Annotated in this window: 22 protein-coding genes; 7 read left to right on the top strand and 15 right to left on the bottom strand. The window is 64.7% G+C overall.

Annotated elements, in window-relative coordinates:
- Positions 1-16: 16 nt before the first annotated feature.
- A complete protein-coding gene (locus tag EDE12_RS19270; protein WP_026598417.1) occupies positions 17-496 on the top strand; it encodes a hypothetical protein in 480 nt (159 codons plus the stop codon).
- On the opposite strand, the gene EDE12_RS19265 is transcribed toward EDE12_RS19270, so the two are convergent.
- From EDE12_RS19265 to EDE12_RS19240, 6 genes are all read right to left on the bottom strand, one after another.
- On the bottom strand, positions 447-860 hold the full coding sequence (locus EDE12_RS19265) for a hypothetical protein (RefSeq protein WP_026598416.1): 414 nt from the start codon (positions 858-860) through the stop codon (positions 447-449). The genes EDE12_RS19270 and EDE12_RS19265 overlap by 50 nt on opposite strands.
- A 239-nt stretch (positions 861-1,099) precedes the next feature.
- On the bottom strand, positions 1,100-1,561 hold the full coding sequence (locus EDE12_RS19260; RefSeq protein WP_024879604.1) for an SRPBCC domain-containing protein: 462 nt from the start codon (positions 1,559-1,561) through the stop codon (positions 1,100-1,102).
- A 60-nt stretch (positions 1,562-1,621) separates the two neighbouring features.
- Positions 1,622-1,960: a Rieske 2Fe-2S domain-containing protein gene (locus tag EDE12_RS19255; protein ID WP_026598415.1), complete on the bottom strand. Its 339-nt coding sequence runs from the start codon at positions 1,958-1,960 to the stop codon at positions 1,622-1,624.
- A 207-nt stretch (positions 1,961-2,167) separates the two neighbouring features.
- Positions 2,168-3,016, bottom strand: coding sequence for a bifunctional 5,10-methylenetetrahydrofolate dehydrogenase/5,10-methenyltetrahydrofolate cyclohydrolase (locus tag EDE12_RS19250; protein ID WP_026598414.1), 849 nt, complete (start codon positions 3,014-3,016; stop codon positions 2,168-2,170).
- An 81-nt stretch (positions 3,017-3,097) separates the two neighbouring features.
- Positions 3,098-4,261, bottom strand: a complete 1,164-nt coding sequence (locus tag EDE12_RS19245) for a cupin domain-containing protein (RefSeq protein WP_026598413.1) — start codon at positions 4,259-4,261, stop codon at positions 3,098-3,100.
- Between the two features lie 70 nt (positions 4,262-4,331).
- Positions 4,332-5,519 (bottom strand): cupin domain-containing protein, encoded by a 1,188-nt coding sequence (locus tag EDE12_RS19240; protein WP_024879600.1) that lies wholly within the window; start codon positions 5,517-5,519, stop codon positions 4,332-4,334.
- Between the two features lie 122 nt (positions 5,520-5,641).
- Here EDE12_RS19240 and EDE12_RS19235 point away from each other — a divergent pair, with 122 nt between their 5' ends.
- Positions 5,642-6,514, top strand: a complete 873-nt coding sequence (locus tag EDE12_RS19235; protein WP_026598412.1) for a LysR family transcriptional regulator — start codon at positions 5,642-5,644, stop codon at positions 6,512-6,514.
- 285 nt (positions 6,515-6,799) lie between these two features.
- Complete coding sequence (locus EDE12_RS19230) at positions 6,800-7,120, top strand: hypothetical protein (protein WP_026598411.1); 321 nt, start codon at positions 6,800-6,802, stop codon at positions 7,118-7,120.
- A 97-nt stretch (positions 7,121-7,217) separates the two neighbouring features.
- On the opposite strand, the gene EDE12_RS19225 is transcribed toward EDE12_RS19230, so the two are convergent.
- The 3 genes from EDE12_RS19225 to EDE12_RS19215 form a co-directional block, all read right to left on the bottom strand.
- Positions 7,218-8,690, bottom strand: coding sequence for an MBL fold metallo-hydrolase (locus EDE12_RS19225; protein WP_026598410.1), 1,473 nt, complete (start codon positions 8,688-8,690; stop codon positions 7,218-7,220).
- A gap of 119 nt (positions 8,691-8,809) precedes the next feature.
- Entirely contained in the window at positions 8,810-9,124 is a 315-nt protein-coding gene (locus EDE12_RS19220) for an acylphosphatase (RefSeq protein WP_245275745.1), read from the bottom strand.
- 26 nt (positions 9,125-9,150) lie between these two features.
- Complete coding sequence (locus tag EDE12_RS19215) at positions 9,151-10,506, bottom strand: aryl-sulfate sulfotransferase (protein WP_026598408.1); 1,356 nt, start codon at positions 10,504-10,506, stop codon at positions 9,151-9,153.
- 348 nt (positions 10,507-10,854) lie between these two features.
- On the opposite strand from EDE12_RS19215, the gene ribA reads away from it, so the two are divergent.
- The 4 genes from ribA (at position 10,855) to EDE12_RS19195 (ending at position 19,664) form a co-directional block, all read left to right on the top strand.
- Positions 10,855-11,961, top strand: a complete 1,107-nt coding sequence (gene ribA / locus EDE12_RS19210; protein WP_024879594.1) for a GTP cyclohydrolase II RibA — start codon at positions 10,855-10,857, stop codon at positions 11,959-11,961.
- A gap of 140 nt (positions 11,962-12,101) precedes the next feature.
- Positions 12,102-13,355, top strand: coding sequence for an efflux RND transporter periplasmic adaptor subunit (locus EDE12_RS19205; protein WP_024879593.1), 1,254 nt, complete (start codon positions 12,102-12,104; stop codon positions 13,353-13,355).
- Positions 13,356-13,365: 10 nt separating this feature from the next.
- Positions 13,366-16,464, top strand: a complete 3,099-nt coding sequence (locus EDE12_RS19200; RefSeq protein WP_024879592.1) for an efflux RND transporter permease subunit — start codon at positions 13,366-13,368, stop codon at positions 16,462-16,464.
- Positions 16,461-19,664, top strand: coding sequence for an efflux RND transporter permease subunit (locus tag EDE12_RS19195; protein WP_024879591.1), 3,204 nt, complete (start codon positions 16,461-16,463; stop codon positions 19,662-19,664). The genes EDE12_RS19200 and EDE12_RS19195 overlap by 4 nt, the downstream gene beginning before the upstream one ends.
- A 60-nt stretch (positions 19,665-19,724) precedes the next feature.
- On the opposite strand, the gene EDE12_RS19190 is transcribed toward EDE12_RS19195, so the two are convergent.
- From EDE12_RS19190 to EDE12_RS19165, 6 genes are all read right to left on the bottom strand, one after another.
- The gene (locus tag EDE12_RS19190) at positions 19,725-20,510 is read right to left on the bottom strand and encodes a sulfite exporter TauE/SafE family protein (RefSeq protein WP_024879590.1); all 786 of its coding nucleotides are present in this window, start codon (positions 20,508-20,510) and stop codon (positions 19,725-19,727) included.
- A 10-nt stretch (positions 20,511-20,520) separates the two neighbouring features.
- Positions 20,521-22,212: a bifunctional protein tyrosine phosphatase family protein/NAD(P)/FAD-dependent oxidoreductase gene (locus EDE12_RS19185; protein ID WP_026598406.1), complete on the bottom strand. Its 1,692-nt coding sequence runs from the start codon at positions 22,210-22,212 to the stop codon at positions 20,521-20,523.
- A 78-nt stretch (positions 22,213-22,290) separates the two neighbouring features.
- Positions 22,291-22,494 (bottom strand): DUF2892 domain-containing protein, encoded by a 204-nt coding sequence (locus EDE12_RS19180; protein WP_026598405.1) that lies wholly within the window; start codon positions 22,492-22,494, stop codon positions 22,291-22,293.
- A complete protein-coding gene (locus EDE12_RS19175) occupies positions 22,491-22,949 on the bottom strand; it encodes a YeeE/YedE family protein (protein ID WP_036290797.1) in 459 nt (152 codons plus the stop codon). Before EDE12_RS19175 ends, EDE12_RS19180 begins: the two co-directional genes overlap by 4 nt.
- Positions 22,943-23,374: a YeeE/YedE thiosulfate transporter family protein gene (locus EDE12_RS19170; protein WP_024879587.1), complete on the bottom strand. Its 432-nt coding sequence runs from the start codon at positions 23,372-23,374 to the stop codon at positions 22,943-22,945. Before EDE12_RS19170 ends, EDE12_RS19175 begins: the two co-directional genes overlap by 7 nt.
- Positions 23,374-24,294, bottom strand: coding sequence for an MBL fold metallo-hydrolase (locus tag EDE12_RS19165; RefSeq protein ID WP_026598404.1), 921 nt, complete (start codon positions 24,292-24,294; stop codon positions 23,374-23,376). Before EDE12_RS19165 ends, EDE12_RS19170 begins: the two co-directional genes overlap by 1 nt.
- Positions 24,295-24,330 lie beyond the last annotated feature (36 nt).

The following is a 24,330-nucleotide window of genomic DNA, read 5'->3' as shown; positions in this document are numbered from 1 at the left end:
ACAGGACTGAATTTCCATGCGCTTTCATGTCGGCCGCAATTATCGCGCGGACGGAGAGAGATTCCGTAAGGCCTCGCCGCAAACCGCCAGCGATCTCGTTCTGGCGGCGCGATCGGCTGCGCGCGCCAGCGAGCCCGCGGCGCCGCGCAAATCGCCCTTCGCGCGCGCCGTCCTCGTCGTCGCGACGCTCGCTGCGCCGCTCTTCGCCGGACGCGCCTATCTCGACGCGACGCGGACCGAGCCGGCCGCGATCGCCGCCGAGGAGACCCGGCCGACGATTCGGCAGGTGGGATTGCAGCCCGCGGCGCCTCTGCAAAAGGCGGAGCGCGAAGACATCGATCTGACGGCCACAGGCTCGACGCCGCCCCGACAGGAGGCTGCGCCCACCGCCTCTGCAGCCGCTGCGCCAGCGCCCGCCAAGACGCGACGAGCGGCGAGCGGCTCCGTCAGCCGTTCGGCCAGAGAAATTTCGAGAAGCCCGGAATCGTATCGGTGATGGTCTGCAGCTTGGGGCGGCCGACCGCCTGCTCGGCGAGCACGAAGACCGCTTTGGCGAGCTTCTGCAGCTGCGCGGCGGAGAGCCCCATGCTGGTCAGCCGCGAGGTCAGCTCCACCACGTCTTTTTGATTTTTCCCGACCAGCGCCCCGAGACCGCCGAGCGCCAGCCCGAGCAGGCCGCGGCGCGGCGCGGCGAGCGCCGCCTCGACCGTCTCGCGGCCGCCGGGAACGCGCGCGATCAGCTCCGCGCCGATGGCGGCGTCGCGCTTCTCCAGAAACGCGAAAATATGACCGATCGCGAGGCGGGCGGTCGGCGCCGAAATGCCGACGTAATTGCCGATGGATGCGGCGATCTCCTCCATTTGCCCTCCGGTTCGTCGATGTGCGCGAGACGAGCGCCCAGCTTTTTAAGCTTTGACGCAGCGCCGCGCCATAGCCGCGCGCAAGTCATCGACAGACGACGGCGCCGCCGGAGCCTTAGCCCCGGCGGCGCCGCATCGTCCAGAGCGCCGCGATCACGCAGTCACATTCAACCGGGCCTGAGGGAATACGGCCGCCAGCCGGCGGACGCCGAGCCGGCGTGTCCGAGGCCGCGAGAAGATCAGGGCTCGTGCTCGAGCAGATCGGGAATTCGCTTGGCGAGGCTGCGCATCACGCTGTCCGCGCCTTTGAGCATGATGTCATAGAGCGCGTCGGAGGTCGGGTCGGTGGAGATCCCCTCCTGGACGAAGTGGAAATGCGTGCCGCCATTCGGCAGAGCGGAGATCGTCCAGGTGACGGTCACATCCATATAGTGACCGAATCCCTTGAGCTCCTCATGACCGCCCTTCCAGCGGAAGCTGAGCTTCTCGCCGGGGACGACCTCGAGCACCTTGCATTGGAACTCGCCATCCCAACGCTCGATCGGGCGGCTCCAAATGGTGAAGGAATGTCCGACCTCGGGCCGGATATCATTGGGGAAAAACCAGACGGCGAGCCATTCCGAATCCGTCATGGCGCGCCAGACTGCGTCGACCGGATGCTCGAAATCTTTCTCGGTCGTGATGTTTCGCGTCTCGGGCACGGCTGTCGCTCCTGTTTCAGAATTTGAAGCAACAACCCTGCCAAAATGCCGGGCGGCGGCTCACGCTGGCGTGCGCGCAACCTTGGCCGCGCCGAGATCCACCTGGATTTCGTCGCCCTCGATCTTCAGCTCATAAGGGTGCAGGGCGTTGCGGACGAGATGCGTCACGCATTTGCCGTTGACGCTGTCGAAGCCCCAATTGTGATAATTGCAGAGCACGGTCTTGCCGTCGAAGCTCGCTTCGTCGAGCGGCATGTCGGCATGTGGACAACGGCCGCGAAAAGCCTTCAGCTCGCCGCCGGCCGGCCAGACCAGCAGGACGCTCTTGCGGCCGGCCTGAAAGAGGCCCATCGCCCCTTCGCTCACGGCGCTGGTGTTGCAGATAAAGGTGAACGCCATCGGGATCCCCCTCGTTTCAAGAAGCTTCCCGCCGCAACAGGCAAGTTGCGGACCAACGCCCTCACGGCGACGCCCCCTGCTCTCCCGGATGCGCACCTTCGAGCCTCGGAATGTTACCGTAAGCTCCCGGGCGGGATCGCAGGGCCGGCGCCATGCACATGAATGTGGCGCCGAATTTCTGTAAATGCATCGGACCGATTGTCGCAATTATTCTCCGGCATGCGCGATCAGCAGCAGAAGATTCTCCAATATGAGAACCGAGGTGAGAGGTCCGACGCCGCCAGGAACCGCCGTGAGGCGAATGTCGAGATCCTCGAGCGCCGCCACTTCCACATCCCCCGCGAGCTTGCCGTCGATGAAGCCGACGCCGGCGTCGACGACGAGCTGGCCTTCCGAGAAATAGTCGCGCCCGAAGAAATGCGGACGGCCCGTCGCGACGAAGACGATATCCGCCGCGCGCGAAAATTTCGGAATGTCCGGCGTCGCTGAATGGCAGATCGTCACTGTGGCGCCGGCGTTGACCAGCATATTGGCGAGCGGCTTGCCCACCGTGCGGCCGCGGCCGATGACGGCGACGGTCTTGCCGGCGAGCTTCCCCTCCGTCTCCGCCATGGCGATACAGGCGCGCGGCGTCGCCGGCGCGATGAAGCGCTGATGCGGCCCGTTCTGCAGCAGCGCGCCGAGATTGCCGACCGAAAGCCCATCCGCGTCCTTATTCGCCGGAATGAGATTGGTCACGTCGATCTCATCGAATTCGGGCTTGGACGACATCACCACGATGACGCCGTGAATATCGGGGCGCGCGCAGAGATCGCGCATATGCGCGGCTATATCCGCATAGGAGCCGGCATGCGAGAGATCGACGCCCTCGAAAGCGGCGCCGACTTCCTCAGCGTGCTTGCGCTTGACGGCGACATAGCTCAGCGCCGCCGGATCGGACGAGCAGACCACGGCGGCGAGCTTGGGCGTGACGCCGCGCGCCTTCAGCGCGACGATCGCCTCCGTGAGCGCCGCCTTGCGGGCGGCGACGATCTCCTTGCTGTAGATTTTCTGCATAGGACACGCCTTTCACAGCGCCCGGCCCGGCTCCGCTATAAGCCGAAAGACGCGCAATCTATGCGCGGCCTTTCGACGCTGTCACGAGCGTGGTCTCCGCATCGCGTCGATCGTCGCGCCGGGCACGCCGGCGAGATTATTGGCGACCAGATGGCGCGGCGCGGCGCGCGCGAATTGATCGAGGTCGATCTCCTCGAAGGCGCCGCTGTTCCAGGTCTGGACGATCTCCAGCGGCTCGTCGCCTATGTTGCGAATGGCGTGGCCGAAGCCCTGCGGAATATAGGCGACGTCGCCGGGCCGAAATTCCGCGACCTTGCCACGTCCGCCGGAGCCGAAGATCGCGACCTGGCCTTTGCCGCGCAAATAATAATGCCATTCGTCGGCGTTGACGTTCCAATGCAGCTTGCGCATCGCGCCGGGCTCCAGCGTCATGATCCCGCCGGACATTGTCGTCGAGGCCGGAAACTCCTTCGCCGTCGCCAGCCGAAAGCTCCCGCCGTCGAAATCGCGCGCGGCTTTCGTCTCGCGGGTCAGACGGAATCTGTGCGTCGACTCTTTCGGCCATGGCGCCTCGAGCGCATCTTCCGGACGCAGGATCGGACCTGCTTGAATGAAGGTCTCGCCTTTCGGGAAAGCGTCGAAAATATCCTTCGGAACGCCGAATTCCTGCGCGAGGAGATCCTTGGGCGTCAGATCGATCCAATCGGTGAGGGAGAAAGCGCTGGCGTCGGGCGTGAAGCGGCCGTCGTCGAAGACCAGCAAAATGTTGCAAGGCTCGTCGCCTATGGTCTGGATCGCATGGCCATGGCCCTTGGCGAAATACCAGAGATCGCCGGGCTCGAAATTATTGATCTCGCTCGCGCCGCTCGGATCGATGACAACGGTCTGGCAACGCCCGCCGAGCACCAGCGCCCATTCCGCCGCGGTGGCGTGCCAATGCAGTTCGCGCGAGCCGCCGGCGTCCAGAAAGGCGTGCACGCCGGCCATGCTATGCGCGATCGGAAACTCGCGCACCGAGACTTCCTTCGCCCAGCCGCCGGAGGCGACGCGCGGACGGCCGGCGTCGAGCGGAAAGCGAAACTCCATCGTCGCGCCGGGGGCGGTCGCCGCATGGGCCGCATGAGCCTCCGCGGCGTGAGCGGATTTGACGGTCAGCCGCTCAGCCGAGACGGCGACGGCGAGAGTCGAGAAATGGACCACTCCCCAGGCGGCGATCTCGAGAAAATTGCGTCTATGGGCGAGCATGGGCCATCCTTTCCATTCGCAAAAATGGCGAAGCGGCGAGCCGCGCACGGCTCGCCGTCTCGTCGAAGGATCAGCCGCGCTTCAATTGCGAGATGGTCGCCTCCGGCACGCCGGTGAAATTATTGCCGAGCAAATAGCGCGGGCTCGACTGCACCCATTTGTCGAGGTCGATCTCCTCGAATTTCGGATTGTCCCAGGTCTGGATGATCTCCAGATCCTCATCGCCTATGTTGCGGATCGCATGGCCGAAGCCCTGCGGAATATAGGCGACGTCGCCGGGTCCGAATTCGGCGACCTTGCCGCGCCCGCCGGAGCCGAAGATCGCGACCTGTCCCCTGCCCTTCAGATAATAGTGCCATTCATTGGCGTTCACGTTCCAATGCAGCTTGCGCAGCCCGTTGCGCGGCAGCGTCATTATTCCGCCGGACATGGTCTTTTGCGCCGGGAACTCGTCGATCGTCGCGAGGCGGAAGCTGCCGCCGTCGAAATCACGCGCGGCTTTCGGATCGCGCAGCAGGCGGAACTTATGCGTCGACTCCTTCGGCCAGGGCGCCTCCAGCGCATCCGAGGCCTTCAATATCGGGCCGGACTGAATATAGGCCTCGCCCTTGGGAAAAGCGTCGAACAGGTCTTTCGGCAGGCCGAATTCGAGGCCGAGCATTTCCTTCGGCGTCACATCGATCCAATCGGTGATGGAGAATGTGCCGTGCTCGGAGAAGGCGCCATTGTCGAAGGACAGGATGAAGTGACAGGGCTTGTCGCCGACCGTCTGGATCGAATGGCCATGGCCCTTGGCGAAATACCAGAGATCGCCGGGCTCGAAATTATTGATCTCGCTGGCGCCGCTCGGCTCGATCACGACGGTCTGGCAGCGCCCCTCTATGACGAAGGCCCATTCCGCCGCGATTGCGTGCCAATGCAATTCGCGCGAGGCGCCGGGCTCGAGATACATGTGAACGCCGGCGATGCCCTTGCTGATCGGGAATTGATGAACCGTCGCCTCCTTGGCCCAGCCGCCGGAAGTGACCTTCGGCTTATTGCCATCGAGCGAGAATTTGAAGTCCGGCATGGCCGCGACTTCTTTGGGATCGTGATAGGCGACGGCGTCGCCCGGCGGCAGTCCCACCGCCTGACGGCCGAAGCCGCCGTCGCCGGCCTTGGCGAGATATTTGTCGGTCGCCTCGGCGACGCTGGAGAATGTCACCAGCCCGCTCGCCAGAGCAGCGGAACCCAGGAAATCACGGCGGCTCTTGAACATTGTTTCCTCCTCCTGCCTCGCCTTCGAGGGCGAAGCGAAAATTTTTCTACAAAACCAAGTATCCGCAGAAGCGTTGCAAATCGGAATGGCCGATGATTAGATAACAGCTATCGAAAATTCCGATGGCTGCGCCAATGCTCGATCCGATCCATCTGCGCACTTTCGTCGCGATCACCGAGGTGAGGAGCTTCTCCGAGGCGGGACGTCAGCTCGGCCTCTCGCAATCGAGCGTCAGCGAGCATGTGAAGCGGCTCGAGCAATTCGCCGGGCAGAAGCTGTTCGAGCGCGACACGCATTCCAACGCGCTGACCGAGCATGGCCGCGCCATGCTGGAATTCGCGCGCTCCATCCTCGAGACCAACGCGCGCGCCAAACGGCATTTCGGGCAATCCTCCAAGCGGCGCGCGCTGCGTTTCGGCGCTTGCGAGGATCTCGCCATCGGCTGGCTCGGCGACATCATCCGGCCCTTCATGGAGGCGCATCCGGACGTCGATCTCGATTTCACCATCGCGCTCAGCAATCATCTGCTGACGGCCTTCGACGAAGGCCGGCTCGATCTCGTGCTGTGCAAGCGATGGCCGGATGGCGATCGGGGACGGCTCGTGTTCAGCGACCGCATCGTCTGGACAGCGGCGACGACGGAGCCGGTGTTTCGTCACGACGAGGCGCAGCTCGTGCTCTATCCGCCGCCGAGCATCACGCGCTTCATGGCGCTGACGGCGCTGGAGAAGGCCGCCGTTCCCTGGCGCATCGCCTGCACCAGCGGCGATCTCAACGGCCTCGCCACCGCGACCGGCATAGGCCTCGGCATGATGGCGCACGCCAGCACGCTGATCCCGCGCGAGCTGGCCGCCTGCGAGGAGGACGCGCGACTGCCGCCATTGGGATCGGTCGATTTCATCCAGATCGAGCGCAAGGCCGGCGACCGCAAATTGCTCGCCGAGCTGTCGCAGGCGATCGATCGAAAAGCCGCCGGCGCCTCGCGCAAATACTGATGCTACACAACTATAGATTGTATTTTATTCGCGCATGTCGCAAAACGGCGCAGTCGATCGGGACGCCTCGCGTCTTTGATTTCGCGTAATTTTCGATATTTCCTCCATTTATGGGATTTGGAGGCATAGCGCTTGCGTTAAGGTTAACGGGATAGAGCGCACGTTTCATTTTGAAATCGACAAACTCTCCATCCCTGTAAAAATATTTAGTATCTTCAACACCTTGAGAGGCTTGCGTTGTGGAGCTCTCGATCACCGCGCCAAAATGACACAGTGAAATAGACGATGAACAAGAAAAACGATCCATCGATCAATTATGATCCAAAGCAGGAGCCCGCCCGACGGCGTCCGCTCCCTTCCCATTCCGAAAACGAGGCCGCGAAGCAGCCGAGCAGCGAGCCGCTGGCGGATAAGCTCCGCCATGTCCGTGCGATCCTGCGCGCCGTCGAAGAATCACGCGAGCAGAATCTGACGACCAAGCGCCTCTTCGAGCCGACGGCGATCGACTGCCTCAAGCAGCTCGTCGAAGCGCTCGACAGAAACGAGGGCGTCGAAGCCGCCCTCATCGATGCGCGAACGATATTGAAGACCGCCGGAATGGGCTGAACAAAAACCGAAAGACGCCGGGCCTATAGGCCCGGCGTCTTCCTGCTCGGAATGACCGCGAGCCCCGACCGCGCCAGCGCGCCGCCGGGGCTTTTTCTCAATTGGCGGCGGCTTTCTTCAGGCCGATCGCCGCGCGCAGCTCATCGATGGTCGCGACGCGCCCATGCAGGCCGGCGATACGCTCGACATCGAGATGGAGCTTCTGAATATTGTCGTAGAGATTGACCGAGAACGGATTGGGCGTCGCCGGCGGCGGCGCGCCGACCGCGGCCGGCGTATAGGCGTCGGCCTCGATCACCAGCTTCTCCTTCGGCAGATAGACGAGCGCGAGATCATCCGAATGGCCGCTGCCGGCGATGTGATGAATCTCGATCGCATGCAGGTCGCCGAGCGCGTGCTTATGCTCATAGGTCTCGAACTTCGCCGCCTTCTTCGAGGCCGCGAGACGATCGGGACGCAGCGTATGCGGCGCGGCCCAGGCCTTCTCGTAATAGGCCTTGCTGATGTCCTGCGTCACAATGGTCGCGCCGGCGTCGACGAAAGTGCGCAGACCGCCCGAGTGGTCGAAATGCACATGGCTGTTGACCACATATTTCACCGGCTTGCCGGGAATGATCTCGCCGATCTTCTGGATCAGCGCGATCGAGCGCTCCTCGCTCAGCGGCGCCTCGATCAGCACGACATGGTCCTTCTCTTCCACGGCGAGGCTGTGATGCGTGCCGCCGGTGAGATAGAAGACGCCATCGGCGAGCTTCTCGGACGCCACGGTGACGACGGGCGCGGGCGCGCTCGCGACATTGGCGGGAACCGCTATATCGACTGCGCCATTGGCCTTGGCCGAGGCGACATTGACATGCAGAATCTCGTGGCCGCCTTCGCTGCGATGAATCTCGGCCGGGAAATGCAGCCCGCCGAAATCCTTATAGCCCGCGAAATGCGTCTCGATCAGCGTGTCGCCCAGCACCGGCGTGTCGATCCAGGTCTTGATCGCCGACACATGATTATCGGCGCCGATCGCGCCGACGAAGCGGCGCGCGCCAATGGCGAAGGAGACCTCGACGCCGGAGCCGGCCGTCTCCGATTTCGCGTTATTGGCGAGCGCGGCTTTCAGAAAGCCCTGCGGCGTCGCCCAGATTTCGGCGACGCGCTCGTCCACGGCGGCCGGAGCCGGCGTCGCCACCGGAGCGGCGCCCGGAGCCGCGCCCTGCGGCGGCGCGACATTCCAGGCCTTGTCGCCGACGATGAACCATTCGAGCTTCTGCTCGACCGGCGCCGGACGGGCGCGGCCGTCGGGCGTCTGCGAGCGGGTGACGAGCACGCGCTCGGCAACCTTATCGAAATCGATCGCCGCGCTATAGGCGGAGACGTCGAACTTCGGCCAATCGCCGCCGGGAACCGGAGCCTGGCCGAATTGACGCCAATGGCCGGCGCCGGCGAATTCCAGCGTCTTGACGCTGGCGGCGGAGGCGAGCGTCGCCGCCTCCTGCAGCGAGGCGGCATGCGCCGCTCCCGCGAAGACCGACGCCGTCAGTCCTAATCCGGCGAGCGTCTTGAAACTGCGTATCGACATGAGAACCTCTCTCTCTTCCTCGGGGGCGCAGATTTTCATCGGCGCGTCGTGACGCGCCGATGCGGGGGAAATGGCCGCGTCTTCTGCTCGCGGACTCTCGTCGGGGCCTGAAGTGGGCGTCAGGCCGCCGGCGCGGCGACGAAACCGCTCTCGCCGCCGCCTTCCGCGAGCGCGTGAGCGTCGGCCTCGTCGACACGATAGGAATCGATGCGCGCTGTCGCCGGCCCTCTCGCCGCGAGAGCGAGAAACTCATCGACCACCGCAGCAGAACCGGCGATCAGCGTCTCCACCGAGCCGTCGGCGCGATTGCGGACCCAGCCGGCGAGATGCAGCCGCCCGGCCTCGCGGGCGACAAAGACGCGATAGCCGACATTCTGCACATGCCCTTCGACGATGATGCGGGCAATGCGTCTCTCGCTTTGCGGCAACGTCACGGGGTTCTCCCAGATGATGCGCGGTCTCATTTGGACGTCACGCGAAAGCCTGCGTTCTCCGGCGGCGCGATGGCCGTCTCGGCATGCGGCGTCCCCTCGGGCGCCCAGTCGTAGGGCACCGGCTGCGCGCGATAGACGCTGTAATTGAGCGTCGGCCTTCCCGTCTGCGCGTCCTTGCCGCGCCGCGGATATGGATTGAGATATTCCCAGACGATCTCGCCCTCTGGCGTCACCTGGAAGAAGCGCCCGATCTGACCTTCGTCGATGAAAGTATTGCCATTGGGTAGGCGCCGCGCATTGCTGATATGCGTGCTGCGGAAGGTCCAGCCGGGGTTGCCGGAGCTCGCGCCCGTATATTGCCAGACGATCTGCTTGGTGACCGGATCGATCTCCAGCACGCGCGAGCCGCCCGTGTAGGTGACGGATGCGCGCGGATAGCCGGCCTCGCCCTGATTGTCGAAGACGAGAAGATTGCCGGCGCCGGGCAGGCCCTTGGGAATGATCTGCGCGTCATGCTGGCCGGAGATTTGATCGACGGGCCGCGGAACCTTGCGCGATGTCGTCGTTCCATCCTCCGACACCAGCGGGAAATGCGGCCCCAGCGTCCAGACGATCTTGCGCGTCTTGCGATCGACGATGGCGATGAAATTGCCGTTGCGCGAGTCGAAGATGAGATTGTCCGGCGCAAAGCGCGCATCGCCCTCGTCATGCCAATGATTGGGGCCGACGGGCTTCAGATCATTGACATGAAGATAGTCCGGATTCTTCGAGCCCTTTATTAGCTTCAGCTCATCGGCCGTGAAGCCGATCTCGTCGAGATGATCCGAAGCCGCCCAGGTCCACACGATATCGCCATCGGGATTCGCCTCGTAAGCGACATCGTCGAGAACTTGCGGCGCGGCGAAGCCGGGAAGCGGATAGGAGATATTGGCGAGCAGCAGCGTGTTGCCATTGGGCAGGCGCGTTATGTCGTGATGCTGGCGCGCGACGCCGCCCGGCGCCGCGGAGCCGAAGCTCCACACGGGCTTGCCGTCCCAATCGACCTCGCCGACCGTTTTGCGCACGCGCGTCTGGGCGCGGCCGGGCGTGAGATCGGTTCCCCTGCCCTCCTCGCTCTCCAGCGTGACGAATATATGCCCCCGCGCGCCCTCAACGAGCGCCGGATCGATGAAGGAGACGGGCTGGCCCGTATATTTCCACTCGCGCACGACCTTGCCGGTGAGATCGACGAGCCTCGTCACATCATCGCCGCCGGCGAAGAGAACATAAGAATTATAGGCGCGCGCAGGATCGTAGATGGTCGCGCCCGTCGGATAGACGCTGGGCTCCGCCGAGGCGCCGGCCGCCGCCGCCGCGAGAGCGCCCACGCAGGCGCTGCGCAAAAACCACGCTCCGAAAAGGGTTTCGATTGAAAAGCGATGCCTGCCGCGGGCCATCGGACGCTCCCGTCTTGCTGTGATGCCGCCATTATATTCACACTTATCAGCTATGATAAATAGCAAAATGCTCGAGTTCTACACATAAGAAGGAATTTGCCTCCCGCATCGCCGAGAGAGACTCGCCGCCTCGCAGAACGACATGCTCTAAAGTGTTTTTCTATATGCGCGTCGCGCTTTCGCGCCGCTCCGGCGAATGGCGCTCCGGCGCCGCTCTACTCGAAAAATTGCACTTGTTGGATGGATAAGAAAAACTATATCTGTCGAGCTTATGTAGAAAGCGCCGGAGGCATTGTGACCATCTCATCCTCTCGACCGGGTTTCCGCAACGCCCCGGGCGAAATCGAAGTCGAGCGCGCCATCGCCGAAATCCGCGCCGGACGGCCGATCATTCTGCATGAGAATGGAGAACGCATCCTCGCTCTCGCCGCCGAAGCGCTCGACTCCTTCTATTGCGAGAGCTTCGAACGTCTCGGCCGCGCCGACGCGCGCCTCGCCCTCTCGGGGCCGCGCTTGCGCCGCCTCGGCGCGCAACGCCGCGAGGCCGGCGCCGTCGCAATGCCCGTGCTCGACGTCCCGCGGGCGCATGCCCTCGCTTTCGATTCCGACGCGCGCCTCGATGCGCCGGCCGCCGCTCTCTCCGCGCTGGAGGAGCGCGCCTTGGATCTGATGCGTCTCGCGCAAGTGCTTCCGGCGGCGATCATCGCCGGCGCGGAGGGCGCCGAGGCCGACTTCGCCCGCCCGCTCGAGGTCGCCCGCGCCAATGTCGCCGCCTACCAGTCCACACGCCTCGCGGCTCTGCGCATCGTATCTCGCGCGCGCGTGCCGCTCGAGGGCGCGCCAGACAGCGAGTTCATCGTCTTTCGCGGCGGCGAAGGATTGCGCGATCAGGTGGCGATCGTCATCGGCGAGCCGAATTTCGCGCTCCCCGTGAATGTGCGCCTGCACTCGGCCTGCCTCACCGGCGATCTCTTCGGCAGCCTGAAATGCGATTGCGGCGATCAATTGCGCTATACGGCGCGCTACATGGCGGAGAATGGCGGCGGCGTGCTGCTCTATCTCGATCAGGAAGGCCGCGGCAACGGGCTCGCCAACAAGATTCGCGCCTATGATCTGCAAGCGCGCGGCTTCGACACCTATGACGCCGACGAGACGCTCGGCTTCGACAAAGACCAGCGCCGTTTCGCCTTCGCCGCGGAAATGCTGAAGCTGCTCGGCGCGCGCCGCGTGCAGGTGCTCACCAATAATCCAGAGAAGATCGACGCGCTCACGCAAGCGGGGCTCGAGGTGGTCGCCGACCAGCGCATAATGGGGCGCCGAAACACCCATAATCTCCGCTATCTGGCCGCCAAGCGCGACAAGGCTGGACATCTCATCGACCTCGACCGCGCCCCCGCCTGACGCAAATGGCGGGGACCGCGCCGCCGAATATATTGATTATTCCTATATTCCATATATGCTTTAAATGGATCATCGGCGCGACGACGATAACATTGGGCGCGCGCCGACGCACAATGCGATTCTCGCGGGGTTTCGACGCAATGAGTTCCGATCTGACTGAAGCCGCCCCTCCTTTCATCGGAGCGGCGAGACGCTTCCTGCCGCGTCGGAACCTCACCCGCTGGATCGTCGTGGGGCTCGTCGGCGCTGTCGCGATAGGCGCATGGCGCTATCGGGCCGCCGAAACGCCAGCCGCTCCCACGCCAGGCCGCGGACCGGCCATCGCCGTCGCCGTCGCGGAGATCACGCGCGGGGACTTTCCGGTCGTCTTCTCGGGTCTCGGCACAGTGACCGCCTCCGCGACATCGGTGGTGAAGGCGCAGGTCTCCGGCCCGCTGGTGGAGGTTCGCTACAAGGAGGGCCAGATCGTCAAAGCCGGCGACATTCTCGCGCGCATAGACCCGCGGCCTTTCGATCTCGCCGTGGCGCAGGCGCAGGCTCAGCTGCAGAAGGACGAGGCGCTGCTGCAGAACGCCGAGCGCGATCTCGCCCGCTATGAGCTGCTGCGCACGAAGGTGAAGGACGCCGTCTCCGGCCAGCAGCTCGATACGCAGCGCGCCCTCATCGGCCAATATCGCGCCGCCGTCGAGATGGATCGCGCGCAGGTCGGGCAGGCGAAATTGAATCTCAGCTACGCCAATATCGCGGCGCCCATCGACGGCCGCATCGGCCTGCGTCTCGTCGACCCCGGCAATATCGTGCAGACCAATGATCAGAACGGCATAGCCGTGGTGACCCGGCTCTCGCCGATCACGGTGATCTTCACTCTGCCGGAGGTGAGGCTGCAGAGCGTGCTGAAGCGTTTTCGCTCCGGCGAGGCGCTCGCCGTCGTCGCCTATGATCACGAGCATTCGCAGGCGCTCGCGCATGGCGTTCTCTATGCGATCGACAATCAGATCGACGCGACCTCCGGCACGGTGAAGCTGCGCGCCGAATTCTCCAATGAGGACGAGAAGCTCTACCCCAATCAATTCGTCAACGCCGAATTGACGGTGGAGACGCTGCTCAATGTCGCGCTCGCCCCGGCGCCGGCGATTCAGCGCGGCGCCAAAGGGCCTTTCGTCTATGTGCTGGAGAGCGACGACAAGGTCTCCGTGAAGCCGGTGCGGATCGGCCCGAGCGACGGCGAGCGCGCGGTGATCGAAGGCGACCTCGCGCCCGGACAGCGCGTGGTGGTGGAAGGCGTGGACAAGCTGCGCGACGGCGCCAAGGTGACGCTCGCCGCCGGACCGGGCGCGGAGAAGAAATCCCCGCCCGCCGAGGGACGTCGTCCAGAAAAAGCCCCCGCGCCGTGAGCGCCCGCCGATGAGCGTCGATATTTCCCGCCCCTTCATCGAGCGCCCCGTCGCCACCACTCTGCTGATGGCGGCGATCTTCCTCGCTGGCGCGATCGGCTTTCGCCTCCTGCCCGTCTCGGCGCTGCCGCAGATCGACTATCCGACGATCGAGGTGCGCACCTTCTATCCCGGCGCCAGCCCGGAGGTGATGGCGGCGACCATCACCGCGCCGCTCGAGCGCCAGCTCGGGCAAATGCCCGGCCTCACGCAGATCGCCTCGACGAGCTCCGGCGGCGCTTCGATCATCACGCTGCAATTCAGCTTGAAGCTCTCGCTGGATTTCGCCGAGCAGCAGGTGCAGGCGGCGATCAACGCCGCGCAGAGCTTTCTGCCGACCGATCTGCCGGCGCCGCCGATCTACGCCAAGATCAATCCCGCCGACGCGCCAGTTCTCACTCTCGCGCTGCGCTCCAAGACGCTGCCGCTGACCGAGGTGCAAGATCTCGCCGACAGCCGCATCGCGCAGAAGATCTCGCAGCTCTCCGGCGTCGGCCTCGTCAGCGTCTCCGGCGGCAATCGCCCCGCGGTGGTGGTGCGCGCCAATCCCTCAAAGCTCGCCGCCCATGCATTGTCGCTCGAGGATTTGCGCTCCGTCATCTCCAACGCCAATGTCAATCTTCCCAAGGGCAATATAGACGGCCGCACGCAGCAATTCGCGATCGACGCCAATGACCAGATCCGCAACGCCAAGGATTATGAAGGCCTCGTCGTCGCCTATCGCAATGGCGGACCGGTGCGGCTGGCCGATGTCGCCGAGGTGACGCCGGGCGCCGAGAATCGCGAGCTCGGCGCCTGGACCGATCTCGAGCCGGCGATCATCGTCAACGTGCAGCGCCAGCCCGGCGCCAATGTCATCGCCGTCGTCGATCAGATCAAGACGCTGCTGCCGGCGCTCTCGGCCTCCCTGCCCGCGGCCATCGATCTCGCCATACTCACCGACCGCACCACGGCGATCCGCGCCTCCATCCACGATGTCGAGATCGAGCTGCTCTTCTCCATCGCGCTCGTCGTCGCGGTCATCTTCCTCTTCCTGCGCAGCCCGCGCGCGACGATCATTCCGAGCATCGCCGTGCCTTTGTCGCTCATCGGCGCGCTGGCGGCGATGTATCTGCTCGGCTACAGCCTCAACAACCTCACGCTGATGGCGCTCACCATCGCGACCGGCTTCGTCGTCGACGATGCAATCGTGATGATCGAGAACATCTCCCGCTACATAGAGAAGGGCGAGACGCCGCTCGCCGCCGCGCTCATCGGCGCGCGCGAGATCGGCTTCACCATCGTCTCGCTGACGATCTCGCTCATCGCCGTGCTCATCCCGCTGCTGTTCATGAGCGATGTCGTCGGCCGGCTGTTCCGCGAATTCGCGGTGACGCTCGCCGTCACCATAATGATCTCGGCGGTGGTGTCGCTGACGCTCGCGCCCATGCTCAGCGCCAAGCTGCTGCGCGCCAATGACCTGCATTCGCATGACGGGCCTTCGGCCGGCGGCTGGTTCGATCGGCTGATCGACGCCTATGGCGCGACCTTGCGTTTCGTGCTCGCCCATTCGCGCGCGACGCTCGTCAGCTTCCTCGCCACGCTCGCGCTCACCGGCGCGCTCTACGCCGCCATCGGCAAGGGCTTCTTTCCCGTGCAGGACACGGGACTGGTGCAAGGCTTTTTCGAAGGCGGCCAATCGCTGAACTATGAGGCGATGACGCGCAAGCAGCTCGATCTCGTCGAGCTTCTGCTCGCCGATCCCGCAGTGGCGCGCGTCTCCTCCTATCTCGGCGTGGACGGCGTCAATCGCACGCTCAACAGCGCCCGCCTGCTCATCGAGCTGAAGCCGAAATCCGAGCGCGGCTCCATTTCCGCCGTCACGCGCCGTCTGCAGGACGCCGCGCGCGCTCATGCGATCGGCTCGCTCTTCCTGCAGCCGGCGCAGGACCTCTCCATAGACGCCGGCGTCTCGCGCGGCGAATATCATTTCGCTCTGCAGGACGCCAATCCGGCCGAGCTCTCCGACTATTCCCGCCGTCTCGTCGACAAGCTCTCCCTGCTGCCGCAATTTCGCGACGTATCCTCCAGCGCGCAGGACGGCGGCCGCGCGCTCTTCGTCGAGATCGACCGCGACGCCGCCGCCCGCTACGGCATCTCCGTCGCGACGATCGACAATATTCTCTATGACGCCTTCGGCCAGCGCATCGTCTCGACTCTGTTCACGCAGACCAATCAATATCGCGTGATATTGGAGACGACGAAGCGCGCGGCCTCCGGCCTCGACACGCTCGCCGGCCTGCGCATTCCCGCCAATGGCGGACAGGAGACGCCGCTCGCCTCCATCGTGAAGATCAAAGAGATAACCGCTCCGCTCTCCATTGATCATCTCGCGCAATTCCCCTCGACGACGATCTCCTTCAATCTCGCGCCCGGCGCCTCGCTCGGCGCGGCGATGGAGGCGCTTTCTCTCGCTCAGACGGAAATTCAAACGCCGGCGAGCGTCATCACCGTGTTCCAGGGCGCGACGCAGGCCTTCAACGCCTCATCGGTGAGCACGCTGCTGCTGATCCTCGCGGCCATCGTCACCGTCTATATCGTGCTCGGCGTGCTCTATGAGAGCTACATTCATCCGGTGACGATCCTCTCGACCCTGCCCTCCGCCGGCATAGGCGCGCTGCTCGCCTTGATGCTCGCGGGCGATGATTTCTCCGTCATCGGCGTCATCGGCGTCATTCTGCTCATCGGCATCGTCAAGAAGAACGCGATCATGATGATCGACTTCGCGCTGCAAGCCGAGCGCGACGACGGGCTCGCGCCGCGCGACGCCATCTACAAAGCCTGCATATTGCGCTTTCGCCCCATATTGATGACGACCATGGCCGCGCTGCTCGGCGCGCTGCCCTTGATGCTCGGCTCCGGCGAAGGCGCGGAGCTGCGCCAGCCGCTCGGCGTCGCCATCGTCGGCGGCCTGATCTTCAGCCAGATTCTCACGCTCTACACGACGCCGGTGATCTATCTCGCCTTCGACGGCTGGGCGAAATCGCTGCGCCCGCATCCAGCGCCCGTCCCGGCTCGGGAGGCCGCATGAATCTCACCGCCGCGGCGATCGCGCGGCCGGTCGCGACGAGCCTGCTGATGCTGGGCGTGGTGCTCGCCGGCGTTTCCGCATTCTTCCTGCTGCCGACGGCGCCGGTTCCCAATATCGATTTTCCGGTCATCTCCGTTTCCGCCTCAATGCCCGGCGCAAGTCCGGAGACGATGGCGGCCTCGGTGGCGACGCCGCTCGAGAAGAAGCTCGGCCAAATCGCCGGCGTCACCGAGATGACCTCCTCGAGCTCGCTCGGCTCGACACGCATCTCGCTGCAATTCGATCTCGACCGCAACATAGACGGGGCGCAGCGCGACATACAGGCGGCGATCGCCGCGGCGCGCGCCGATCTGCCAGCGGCCTTGCGCAATAATCCGACCTTCCGCACCTCCAATCCTTCGGAAGTGCCGGTGGCGATCATCGCGCTCTTCTCGGAGCGGATGAGCTCCGGCCAGCTCTATGAGATCGCCGCCAATGTGCTGCAGCAGAAATTCGCGCAGCTCGACGGCGTCGGACAGGTGACGGTCGGCGGCTCCTCCTTGCCCGCGGTGCGCGTGGAGCTCAATCCGCCGGCGCTGTTCGAGCATGGCGTGTCGCTCGAGGATGTGCGCGCGGCGCTCGCCTCGGCCAATTACAACAGCCCCAAAGGCGCGATAGAGGTCGGCGACGGTCGTCTCACCCTCTACGCCAATGATCAATCGCGGCGCGCCGCCGATTATCAGAGCCTCGTCATCGCCTATCGCAATGGCGCGACGGTGCGGCTGCACGATATCGCCGAGGTCGTGGATTCGGTGGAGGATCTGCGCAATTTCGGCATGAGCAACGGCCGCACCGCCGTGCAGGTGCAGATTTTCCGTCAGCCGGGCGCGAATTTCGTCAATGTGCTCGATCGCATCAAGGGGCTGATGCCGCCGCTCGCCGCGGCGCTCCCCGCCGATGTCGAGATGCGCCTCGTGCAAGATCGCACGCTGACCATCCGCACCTCGCTGCACGAGATCGGCCTGACGCTGATCGTCACCGTATTTCTCGCCATCTTCATCGTCTATCTGTCGCTGAAGAACGCCCGCGCGACCATCGCGCCCAGCGTCTGCGTGCCCGTGTCGCTGATCGGCGCATTCGGCGCCATGTATCTCCTCGACTACAGCATCAACAATCTCTCGCTGATGGCGCTCACCATCGCCACGGGATTCATCGTCGATGACGCCATTGTCGTCGTCGAGAACGTCATGCGCCGCATAGAGGCGGGCCAGCCGGCGCGCGCCGCGGCGCTGGAGGGCGCGCGCGAGGTGGTTCCGACGCTCGTCTCCATGAGCCTGTCGCTGCTGGCTGTGTTTCTGCCGATTCTGTTCATGGGCGGCATCGTCGGCCGGCTGATGCGCGAATTCGCCATGACCTTGTCGGTCGCCATTCTCGTGTCGCTCATCCTATCGGTGACGGCGACGCCCATGCTGTGCTCGCGCGTGCTGCAAGATCACGCCGGCCCGCCGCGCTTCTTCCTGCTGCGCTGGAGCGAAAGCGCCTTTACGGCGCTGCATCGCTCCTATGTGCGCACGCTGGATATCGCGTTGCGCTTTCCGCGCGTGACGCTCGGCGTGCTGCTGGCGACCATGGCGCTCAATTTCTATCTCTTCGATTGCGTGCCGAAGGGTTTTTTCCCCATCCAGGATTCGGGACGCATGCGCGGCGCGATCGTCGCGGACCAGAGCGTGTCCTTCCCTGTGATGAAGGAGAAGCTCGAGCAATTCGTCGCCATTCTCACCTCCGATCCAGGCATATCTTCGGCGACGGCCAGCATAGGCGGCGGCTTCAGCCCCGGCGGCGCGATCAATGTCGCCGAATTGCTCGTCACCTTGAAGCCGCTCGCCGAGCGCAAGGTCTCGGCCGATGCGATCATCGCGCGGCTGCGGCCAAAGCTCGCGCGCATCAGCGGGGCGAGCATGTTCCTGCAATCGGCGCAGGACATACGCATGGGCGGCAGGCCCAGCAACGCAATGTTCCAATATACGCTGCTCGCCGACCGGCTCGAGGATCTGCGCCTCTATGCGCCGCGCATCGTCGAAATTCTGCGCCGCAGCGGCGCGCTGCTCGACGTGAGCTCGGATCAGCAGGACAAAGGCCTGCGCAGCGACGTGCTCATCGACCGCGCCAAGGCGGCGCGCCTCGGCCTCACCGCGAGCGCCATCGACAACACGCTCTACGACGCTTTCGGCCAGAGGCAGGTGTCGACGATCTTCGAGCCGCTCAATCAATATCACGTCGTGATGGAATCGGCGCCGCGATTTCGCGACACGCTGGCGGCGCTCGACAATCTCTATATCGGCGCCAATCCGCGCGCGGCGAGCCGCATATTCTCGGCGCGCGATCTCGGCAGCCCGAGCAGCGCAGTCAATATGGCGACGCAGCCCATGGTTCCCTTCTCATCCTTCTCGAATTTCGCCGAAGGCGTGACGCCGCTGCAGGTCAATCATCAAGGCCATTTCGCCGCGATCACCATCTCCTTCAATCTGGGGCCAGGAAAATCGCTGCGCGACGCCGCCGAGACGATCAAGGAAGCCATGGCGAAAGCCGGCGCGCCGGCGACGCTGCAAGGCGTCTTCGCCGGAACCGCCGCCGGCTATCAGGAAGCGCTCGCCAATCAGCCGATCATGATCGCCGCCGCGCTGGCCGCGGTCTATATCGTTCTCGGCATTCTCTACGAGAGCTTCCTGCATCCGCTGACCATACTCTCCACCCTGCCCTCGGCTGGCGTCGGCGCCTTTCTCGCTCTGCTCGGCTGCGGCGCGGAGCTCAGCATCATCGCCATGATCGGCGTGCTGCTGCTCATCGGCGTCGTGAAGAAAAACGCCATTATTCTCGTCGATTTCGCGCTCGAGGCCACGCGGCGCGGGCTTTCGTCGAGGGAAGCGATCCGCGAGGCCTGCGTCGCGCGCTTCCGCCCCATTCTCATCACCACGCTCGTCGCCTTGTTCGGCGCGCTGCCGCTGGCGCTCGGCACGGGAGAAGGCGCGGAGATGCGTCGCCCGCTCGGCATCGCCATCGTCGGCGGCCTGCTGGTGAGCCAAGTCTTGACGCTCTACACGACGCCAGTGGTGTTTCTCTACATAGATACGCTGCGATCACGCATCGGCGCAGGCGCATTTCGCTGGAGCGGCTTTCGCCGAAGGCCCGCGCGAGAGACCGAGGCCCACGCGCCGCTCTAGCGCTCCTGGTTGGTCGCGCTTTCTTCACGCGAACCGGGTTCTACTTCGCTCGAAAGCGCTCTAGCGCGTCATGATCGGCGAGTTGAACAGCGTGTATGCGGCGACGGCGAAAACGACGATCGCGAAGGCGATGGTGAGCTGTCCGGTGTTCTTGGACAGGCGCCGCGCCAATGCCGCGCCCATCAGCGTTCCCATCGCGCCGCTGCAGATGATGACGATGGCGAGCAGCCAATCGATGAGGCCGGAGAATGCATAGGTCGCCGCCGTCGTCATGCCGAAGACGGTGACGGCGACGAGCGACGTGCCGACGGCGTTGATCATGGGCATTCCCGTCGAGCCGACGAGGCCGGGCACGACGAGAACGCCGCCGCCTATGCCGAAAAAGCCCGAGAACAATCCCGTGACGAGTCCGAAGGAGGCGACGCGCGGCGCGCGCTCCACCGTGCATTCGACAGCGGCGTCGCCCGCGGCGCCGCGGCCGCGCAGCATCATCACGCCGGTCATGATCATCGCCAGAGCGAAAAGAAACAGCAGTCGCTGTCCGTCGAAGCTCTTGCCGATCGTCGAGCCGACGACGGCCCCTAACATTCCGGCCGCGGCGTATATGCCGCCGCAGCGCCATTTCACCGAGCCGGAGCGCGCATGGTTCCACAGGCTGAAGGCCGCATTGACGGCGACGGCGAATGCGCTGGTGCCGATCGCCACATGCGGATCCTTCACGCCGACCACATAGACCAGCAGCGGCACGGCGAGCACCGAGCCGCCGCCGCCGATGAGGCCGAGCGTGAAGCCGATGGCGGCGCCGCAGCCGGCGCCGATCACATATTGAATGAGCTCTAGCTGCACATCGGCCTCGTCATTCTGCGGGTTGCTCGCCCTTTTCGATCATATGCGGCGCGCAGAGCCATTCCTGGCCCTTGAGCATCGCGCGCCAATAGATCGGCGGCAGCAGCCGCTCCTTCAGGAACCACGCCGCGCGCGACGGACGCGCGCCGTCGATCAGCCATTTGGGGAAGCTCGGCAGCAGCTTGCCGCCATAGCCGAACTCGGCGAGCACGATCTTGCCGCGCTCCACCGTGAGCGGGCAGGAGCCATAGCCGTCATAGCCGACATGCGGCGCCTTGCCGTCGAGAACCGAGAGCACATTGATGGCGACGACCGGCGCCTGCTTGCGCGCGGCGGCCGCCGTCTTGGCGTTGGTCGTCGCTATGGCGTCGCCGAGCGCGAAGACATTGCCGTAGCGCGTATGGCGCAGCGACTCTGGATCGACGGCGATGAAGCCGCTCTCCGCGGCCAGCGGACTTTTGGCGACGAAATCAGGCGCGCGCTGCGGCGGCACGGCGTGCATCATGGCGAATTCGCGCTCGACGCGAATGATCGCGCCATTGGCGTCCTTCTCCTCGAAGGTCGCGATCTTGGCGGGGCCGTCGACGGCGACGAGCTTGGATTCGAGGCGCAGATCGATGCCGTAACGCTTCACATATTCCATCAGCGCCGGCACATAGGCCGGCACGCCGAACAGCACGGCGCCGGCATTGTGGAACTCGACCTCGATGTTAGAGAGCGCGCCGGCGCGGCGCCATGCGTCGCAGGAGAGATACATCGCCTTTTGCGGCGCGCCCGCGCATTTGATCGGAATCGGCGGCTGCGTGAACAATGCGCGTCCGCCGCGCAGAGTCTGCGCGAGGAAATGCGTGTAGGGCGCGAGATCGGCGCGATAATTGGAGGTGACGCCATTCTTGCCGAGCGTTTCGACGAGGCCGGGAATGGCGTCCCAATCGAGCTTTATGCCGGGCGAGGCGACGAGCGCGCGATAGCGCAGGCGCGAGCCGTCGTCGAGAACGACCTCATCGGAATCGGGCGCGAATTCGGCGACGGATTTCTTGATCCAGACGGCCTTGTCGGGGATGACCGAGGCCATCGGACGCTTCGTCACTTCCGGCTTGAACACGCCGGCGCCGACGAGGGTGAAGCCGGGCTGATAATAGTGAAACTCGGCCGGCTCGACGATGGCGATGGAGAGCGAAGGCCGACGCTTCAAAAGGCTCGCCGCCGCGGCGACGCCGCCGCTGCCGCCGCCGACGATCACCACATCATAGGAGCCAGGACCACGATCGCCGGCCGGCGCGCCGCCACGCGCGATAATGCGCGTCTTCCACGGCTCGAGATCGACGCCGACCTCTTTCGCCGCGGAAAGCACCGTCTCGGCGCCGAGCGGCATGGCCTGAGACAGCGCCCATAATGCGCTCGCGCGCCTGCCGCTCTTGCAATAGCCGAGCGCAGGACCGCCCGCAGTCGCGAGCGCGCCGGCGAAATCGGCGACGGAAGCGTCGTCTATGTTCGAGGGCGTCACCGGAACATGCTTCGCCGAAAGACCATGCTTTGCCGCCCATTCGGCGACGTCGCGGAAATTGGGCTGGCCCTGCTCCTCATTGTCGGGACGACAATCGACGATGAGACGAAACCCGTCGCGCGCGGCGCGCTCGACATCGGCTTCGGAAATCTGCGGCGAAGCGGAGAAAACAGACGATAATTTCGTGAAGCTCATGACGGCGCGTTCCTCTTTTTTTGTTCGCTTTTTTAGGTGTGTGTCGGGGAGAAGCTTCGGCCGGCGGAGCGCGTCGGTTCAGACGCGCTTGCAGGTCGAGATTCCAAAGAGACGATAGGCGGGGCAGAAGGAGACGAGGCTGGTCGCAAAGGCGATGATCGCGACGACGCCGAGCGCGATGGCGAGGCCGCCAGAGAGCGCGCCGATCCAATAGGCCAATGCAATGGCGGCGACGATGGCGAGACGGAAAATGCGGTCTAATGTTCCGACATTCCTGGTCATGACTCGTGCCTTTCGTTCGAGCGCTTGGGCTTTCGCATTTTTTGCGCGGTGACGCGCTGCAGAACCATTCCGAGCGCCATGGCCGCGACGAAGGGCGCGACAGCGAGCGGCGCGAGGGCGAGATCGGCGAGCGCTGGACCGGGACAAAGGCCGGCGACGCCCCATCCGAGACCGAAGATCGCCGCGCCCGTAACGAGGCGCGCGTCGATCGGCGAGGTCGGCGGCAGATCGAAGCTATCTGCGGCGAGCGGGCGCTCCAGCCGGCGCATGACGCGCCAAGCGATCGCCATTGGTATGAGCGCGCCGATCATCACGAAAGCGAGCGTCGGATCGAAAGCGCCGAAGACATCGAGAAAGCCGCGCACGCGCGCCGGATTCGCCATGCCGGAGACCGCTAGGCCGAGGCCGAAGATGACGCCGCTGAGAAGGCCGAGGAGAGTGGAGCTTTTCACCATGCGAGCCCCGCCGCATTCATCGCCGCCACAGTCGCCGCCGCGACGCTCATGAACACTCCCGTCGCGACGAGCGAGCGCTTCGAGAGTCGCGACAGGCCGCAGACGCCATGGCCGCTGGTGCAGCCGGAGCCGAGCCGCGCGCCATAGCCGACGAGCAGCCCGCCGATTAGCAACATCGCCAGCGGCGGAAAGCGCATCTCGATCGGCCCCGTTAGAAGAACGAGCGCCCCCGCGCCGAGCGGCAGGCCGACAACGAAGCCCGCCGCCAGACCATCCGGCCCGCAGGCCTTGGTGAGGCCGATCGTGCGGGCGAAGAGGCCACTGACGCCGGCGATGCGCCCCGCGGCGAGCAGCATGATCGACGCGCTCGCGCCGATTATCAGCCCGCCGGCGAGGCCCTGCGCCATGGAAGCGGCGAGCGTCATCAGAAGACGTCCAAGGGGAGCTTCAGATAGCGCGCGCCATTGTCCTCGGCCGGCGGAAGGCGACCGCCGCGCACATTCACTTGCACAGACGGCAAGATCAGATGCGGCAGATCGAGCGTCGCATCGCGATGAGTGCGCATCTCGACGAATTCGTCCTCGCCGATTCCGTCATGCACATGGACATTGCCCTTGCGCTCGGCGCCGACCGTCGTCTCCCAGGCGTAAGCGTCGCGGTTCGGCGCTTTGTAGTCGTGGCAGAGGAACAGCCGCGTCTCGTCCGGCAGCGCCATCAGCCGGCGGATGGAGCGATAGAGCGCGCGGGCGTCGCCGCCCGGAAAATCGGCGCGCGCCGTGCCATAGTCGGGCATGAACAAAGTGTCGCCGACAAAGGCCGCATCGCCGATCACATAGGCGACATCGGCCGGCGTATGGCCGGGCACATGCAGCGTGATCGCCGGAATCTCGCCGATCGCGAAAGTCTCGCCATCATCGAACAAATGATCGAACTGCGAGCCGTCGCGGGCGAACTCCGTCCCGAAGTTGAAGACCTTGCCGAAGACGTTCTGAACCGTGGTGATCTCGCGGCCTATCGCGAGCTTGCCGCCGAGCTTGGTCTGGAGATAGGGCGCCGCCGAGAGATGATCGGCATGGGCGTGGGTTTCCAGCAGCCAGTCGATCGTCAGACTTTCACGATTCACGTAAGCGACGATCTCGTCCGCGCCTTTGGTCGAGGTGCGGCCGGACGCCGCATCGAAATTCAGCACGCTGTCGACGATCGCCGCATGGCGCGTCGTCGGATCGTAAACGACATGGGACGCTGTAAAAGTCGGCTCGTCGAAGAAGGTCTCGACCTGAATCGACGGCCGTTTCGCGGCGGCGAGGATCTGCTCCCTGGCCCGCTCGAGCGCTGCATCCGTCATGGCAACCTCCCCTTTAATTTCATGATTACATGATTT

Origin of the sequence: Methylosinus sp. sav-2 (assembly GCF_004366495.1) — a bacterium.
Classification (GTDB): Bacteria; Pseudomonadota; Alphaproteobacteria; order Rhizobiales; family Beijerinckiaceae; genus Methylosinus.
This window is presented reverse-complemented; position numbering and strand designations above follow the sequence as displayed.

Bases quoted from the DNA above. Each gene is read 5' to 3' on its own strand.
- EDE12_RS19200 (WP_024879592.1), top strand. From the start codon at position 13,366: ATGAGCGTCGATATTTCCCGCCCCTTCATCGAGCGCCCCGTCGCCACC.
- EDE12_RS19265 (WP_026598416.1), bottom strand. From the start codon at position 860: ATGGAGGAGATCGCCGCATCCATCGGCAATTACGTCGGCATTTCGGCG.
- EDE12_RS19165 (WP_026598404.1), bottom strand. From the start codon at position 24,294: ATGACGGATGCAGCGCTCGAGCGGGCCAGGGAGCAGATCCTCGCCGCC.
- EDE12_RS19170 (WP_024879587.1), bottom strand. From the start codon at position 23,374: ATGACGCTCGCCGCTTCCATGGCGCAGGGCCTCGCCGGCGGGCTGATA.
- EDE12_RS19235 (WP_026598412.1), top strand. From the start codon at position 5,642: ATGGCTGCGCCAATGCTCGATCCGATCCATCTGCGCACTTTCGTCGCG.
- EDE12_RS19245 (WP_026598413.1), bottom strand. From the start codon at position 4,261: ATGCTCGCCCATAGACGCAATTTTCTCGAGATCGCCGCCTGGGGAGTG.
- EDE12_RS19180 (WP_026598405.1), bottom strand. From the start codon at position 22,494: ATGACCAGGAATGTCGGAACATTAGACCGCATTTTCCGTCTCGCCATC.
- EDE12_RS19195 (WP_024879591.1), top strand. From the start codon at position 16,461: ATGAATCTCACCGCCGCGGCGATCGCGCGGCCGGTCGCGACGAGCCTG.
- EDE12_RS19185 (WP_026598406.1), bottom strand. From the start codon at position 22,212: ATGAGCTTCACGAAATTATCGTCTGTTTTCTCCGCTTCGCCGCAGATT.
- EDE12_RS19205 (WP_024879593.1), top strand. From the start codon at position 12,102: ATGAGTTCCGATCTGACTGAAGCCGCCCCTCCTTTCATCGGAGCGGCG.
- EDE12_RS19255 (WP_026598415.1), bottom strand. From the start codon at position 1,960: ATGGCGTTCACCTTTATCTGCAACACCAGCGCCGTGAGCGAAGGGGCG.
- EDE12_RS19250 (WP_026598414.1), bottom strand. From the start codon at position 3,016: ATGCAGAAAATCTACAGCAAGGAGATCGTCGCCGCCCGCAAGGCGGCG.
- EDE12_RS19240 (WP_024879600.1), bottom strand. From the start codon at position 5,519: ATGTTCAAGAGCCGCCGTGATTTCCTGGGTTCCGCTGCTCTGGCGAGC.
- EDE12_RS19175 (WP_036290797.1), bottom strand. From the start codon at position 22,949: ATGGTGAAAAGCTCCACTCTCCTCGGCCTTCTCAGCGGCGTCATCTTC.
- EDE12_RS19230 (WP_026598411.1), top strand. From the start codon at position 6,800: ATGAACAAGAAAAACGATCCATCGATCAATTATGATCCAAAGCAGGAG.
- EDE12_RS19225 (WP_026598410.1), bottom strand. From the start codon at position 8,690: ATGTCGATACGCAGTTTCAAGACGCTCGCCGGATTAGGACTGACGGCG.
- EDE12_RS19270 (WP_026598417.1), top strand. From the start codon at position 17: ATGCGCTTTCATGTCGGCCGCAATTATCGCGCGGACGGAGAGAGATTC.